Below are 3650 nucleotides of genomic sequence, written 5' to 3' on the forward strand. Positions count from 1 at the left end.
AGCGGTTGATGATCAGCGTATTTGGCAACCAGTATGTGAGCGTGCAGTCCCGCCGTGGCAATGCCGCGCTCATCGGCCGGCTTGGCGCCGCAGCCTGGACGATGCAATCACAACAGGCGCAGGCCTTCTTGCGCCGCACCTGCCGAATCACCCTGAATGAATTGCTGATGATATCGAGTTGCTCCGAGATGTCCTCGCCCAGCGGCTTGAGCTTACCGCCGCACTCTGGACAGGCTTCGGTCTCGGGCTCGAGAATGCGCTCCTCCCGCTCCAGGTGCTCCGGCAACGGCTTGCGTACCGCTTTCTTCCGGACAGAAGGGGTTGCCTGCGGATCGACTTCGGTTTCAGCCGCACCTTCCTCGGCCAGCAGATCTTCCAGTCGGGTCTCAAGCTGTTCAATCTGTCGATCCAGCTTCTCGGACTTCTGGCCAAACTGCATCCGCCTCAGCTTTGAGATCTGCAGATTTAGCTGCTCGATCTCCATGGAGCGGACCGCCAAGGCCCGTTCCATGAGTACGATCGATTCCCGCTGTGCCAACACCAAGGCCTTCAGGGCCTCAATGTCGTCGGGGAGATCGCTGGGGTCGATTGGCATGCGCGGCAGTTTACGCACATGCCGCAAGGTTTACAACACCGACTGTGGCGGCCAGGTGCGCTCGGGCTGCTTCCAGTTAATCCCCTCCAGCAGCATCGACAACTGCGCTTGCGTCAGGTGGATCTTGCCGCTGTCGGCCTTCGGCCAGACGAAACGTCCACGCTCCAGGCGCTTCGAGAGCAAGCAAAGTCCATCGCCCGTTGACCACAACACCTTGATGACGTTGCCGCGCCTGCCGCGGAAGACGAAGACATGGCCGGAGAATGGGCTCTCTTGCAGAGTCGCCTCCACCTTCGCGGCGAGCCCGTTGAATCCACAGCGCATGTCGGTCACGCCTGCAGCGATCCAGATGCGTGTTCCCGCCGGCAACCCGATCATGGCGTCAAACGGTCCAGTACCGTACGCAACGTGCTCGCGTCGACTGCCCCTTCGATGCGAATCACCGCTCGGCCCAGGCGGATCTCGATGGCGCCGTGCGGCGGCGTCGGCTCGCAAACCGCAGCGCCCGGACTCATTGGCATCGGACCGGGTGGCGAGCTTGGGCGTTCAACCGTCACCGGCAACAACACCGCAGCTTCCTGGCACTGCTCCGTTCGATAGCGTCGGCGCCAAGTGAACAGCATGTTCGCGTTGATGCCATGCTCGCGCGCCAATTTCGATACCGAGACACCCGGCTCACACGCAGCGGCTGCCAATCGCCGCTTGAATTCCTCGTTGTAGTTCGGCCGGCCTTTGCGACCGCCGGCAACTGGTACTTCCTGTAACTGTGACAAAGTAGTTCCCATCACTATTTGGTGGGAACTACTTTGGCGCCACTCTACTGAACGGTACAGACGGTGCTTGCGACTCGCTTACTCATAAGCTGAGTGGTCTCGCAATTTACCGAGGAAAGACTTGCGCATGGAGAACCGCGGATCAACTCAGACCATCGGGCATTAGCACCAGAAATGCAAACGGCCCGCATAATTGCGGGCCGCTTTGTCAAGACATGATGCAAAGTTACATCACTCTGGATCGGCAGATGGTTGAGTTGCACCGCTCTTTTCTTCTGCAGCGCGCCGCTTCGCCTCTGCCGCAGCGCGAGCCGCTGGGCCATCCTCTCGAAAATTCAGCGATGGCAATCGTAGCTCACCGTACCAACACCGACTTGTAACGGTTGCGATTTGCTCTCTGATCGCACCATAGAGCAAAGACGCACCATTCACAACAGCGATTTCGAGACGTTCCGCCGCGTCAGGGAACCCATTTGGTATCGAAAAATATCCCACACATTCGACATCAATCTTGTAAGGAACTTCTTTCTCCGGGCCGTCACTGACTTGAATCCCTAACGCAACCATATAGTCGCGGACCTCCCCGCCTTCTAGCTTATCAGCTTCGGCATGGGTAAGGGAACAATGAATATTTGCTCCCCAGGTATCAATTGGCGCGGGGTTCTCTACTGGATCCAGCGTCTCAGGCTCATTTCTGGGATAGACGCTCACGTGCAAGAATCTAAGCGAATTGAGCTTTAATGGACTCGGTCTCATACCTTAGGCTGCTTCTAACTTATAGCTCTGCATGCTCTTCAGTGCCGCAGGCAAGTTCGAAGCTGGAGCGTCATAATCGAGCGACATTTCGTAGGCTGCATTCTTGCGCTGAACAAAGCGGGCCATACTATGCACTGTCCCGCCTGTCTGCACATCAACTGCAAGTTCATCCTCTTCGCTGCTCTCGGATACAAAGACCTTCGAGTAACAGGAAATGGGAGAATCTAACAGCGTATGTTTGAGGACCGCGTGAACCACACATCGTGCGTCCTTTAACACTCCATCCGCTTCCAGGATGGTAGAGATTCGGGACACTTCCTTGGAACAGATCGCCGTCGCAACCTCTTCCTCACCTGCCGCATGAGCAAGCCATGCCAATGCAGTCGGGACCTGTGCAGCTACGCGGATGAGTTTGTCCATTGATGCGGATTGGGTCACATCATCCGCTTCGTACTTCGAAAAGGCGACCGGCCCACCACCGAATATTTTTACTGCCTGTACCTTCTTCAGGCCTGCGCCGACACGGATGGCATGAACCTCTTGCCCGGTCAGAAGACACTCTAGCTTTTTACGAAGCTCCACTACCGCGCGCTTGTTCTGACGCATGTCAGACGCTGACGCGTAGTCACTGCCACACTCCTCACAGTGCGACATGACAAATGGCACAGAGAACGTTGCGCCCTTGTGCTCGATCTCATTTTGTCCATACACGGACGCGACATGGCCTTCCCCGCACACATCGCAGAGAACATGCGTAGTCATTTGGATCTCCCGTTACTGATGCATTGATACGAGTAGGATCAGCTTGCCAGTACGATTGATGGCTAGCTTGACGTAGTACTCCTGAGTGATGTCTTTGTAGGCGTACTCATTCCATTCCTGGCGAATCAGTACATAGACATCACATGCCGCCCAAGGGCCGCCCGGCTGCTTCTCGCACCATTCAGAGCCCTTGAAAGTGCCCGACCGAACAGCGTCCTTCACCAGAGTGGCTAGCTCTCTTGCGTCCAGCTCATACTTCTGGACGTCCCTAGCGCACTTTTCGGTGAATGGAATGACTGGCGCATAGTTCTCGCCATCCGCCCCAACCTCGAGCAGCGCGATGAGTGCCGCAGGATCGTAAAGAGGCCCATCTGCCTTCCCCTGAATTTTACGACTGCCTCCACCTACATCTGAGGGACTCGCTCCGGCGTATTGGCTTACGTTCTTTCGATTATTTACCACCGTGGTAAGTTCCGCAAGAGATTTCTAGCCATCCATGGCTACTGTTCGTTGGGTTAGTCACAGAAAAAGCGCCGCATAAGCCACTAATACTACGCTTTTGGCCGATTGAGCGCCGATGTTACCAAAGCCTCTCCCCAGAGTCGTTACCCCGCAAGTGCGGCACGGCAGCTGCAACGAGAGCGCGCCGAGCGTTGTAAATCGGAAACACTTTGAAGAAGCCGCAGAGTCTCCTAGGAATGCTCTGCACAAACGGGAATCGAGTGTGCTTGGCCGTTTAACAGGAAGCTGAATGCGCCACGACT

Annotated in this window: 5 protein-coding genes and 1 pseudogene; all 6 read right to left on the minus strand. The window is 56.3% G+C overall.

The genetic code is table 11. From position 1 onward, the window contains the following. Positions 1–595 (minus strand): annotated as a pseudogene (locus MKD38_RS30265) (transposase domain-containing protein); the annotation flags it as partial. 30 nt (positions 596–625) lie between these two features. Further along, positions 626–973 (minus strand): IS66 family insertion sequence element accessory protein TnpB, encoded by a 348-nt coding sequence (tnpB, locus tag MKD38_RS30270; RefSeq protein ID WP_012354753.1) that lies wholly within the window; start codon positions 971–973, stop codon positions 626–628. Beyond that, positions 970–1380, minus strand: coding sequence for an IS66-like element accessory protein TnpA (tnpA, locus tag MKD38_RS30275; protein WP_081479552.1), 411 nt, complete (start codon positions 1378–1380; stop codon positions 970–972). Before tnpA ends, tnpB begins: the two co-directional genes overlap by 4 nt. A 219-nt stretch (positions 1381–1599) precedes the next feature. Further along, on the minus strand, positions 1600–2079 hold the full coding sequence (locus MKD38_RS30280; RefSeq protein ID WP_157625308.1) for a protein-export chaperone SecB: 480 nt from the start codon (positions 2077–2079) through the stop codon (positions 1600–1602). Positions 2080–2127: 48 nt separating this feature from the next. Next, a complete protein-coding gene (locus MKD38_RS30285; protein WP_012354751.1) occupies positions 2128–2886 on the minus strand; it encodes a type II toxin-antitoxin system MqsA family antitoxin in 759 nt (252 codons plus the stop codon). Positions 2887–2898: 12 nt separating this feature from the next. Next, complete coding sequence (locus MKD38_RS30290) at positions 2899–3348, minus strand: hypothetical protein (protein ID WP_012354750.1); 450 nt, start codon at positions 3346–3348, stop codon at positions 2899–2901. Between the last annotated feature and the right edge of the window lie 302 nt (positions 3349–3650).

This window comes from Cupriavidus sp. WGlv3, from assembly GCF_023952475.1.
In the GTDB taxonomy this organism is placed as follows: domain Bacteria; phylum Pseudomonadota; class Gammaproteobacteria; order Burkholderiales; family Burkholderiaceae; genus Cupriavidus; species Cupriavidus phytorum.

Bases quoted from the DNA above. Each gene is read 5' to 3' on its own strand.
- tnpB (WP_012354753.1), bottom strand. From the start codon at position 973: ATGATCGGGTTGCCGGCGGGAACACGCATCTGGATCGCTGCAGGCGTG.
- tnpA (WP_081479552.1), bottom strand. From the start codon at position 1,380: ATGGGAACTACTTTGTCACAGTTACAGGAAGTACCAGTTGCCGGCGGT.
- MKD38_RS30285 (WP_012354751.1), bottom strand. From the start codon at position 2,886: ATGACTACGCATGTTCTCTGCGATGTGTGCGGGGAAGGCCATGTCGCG.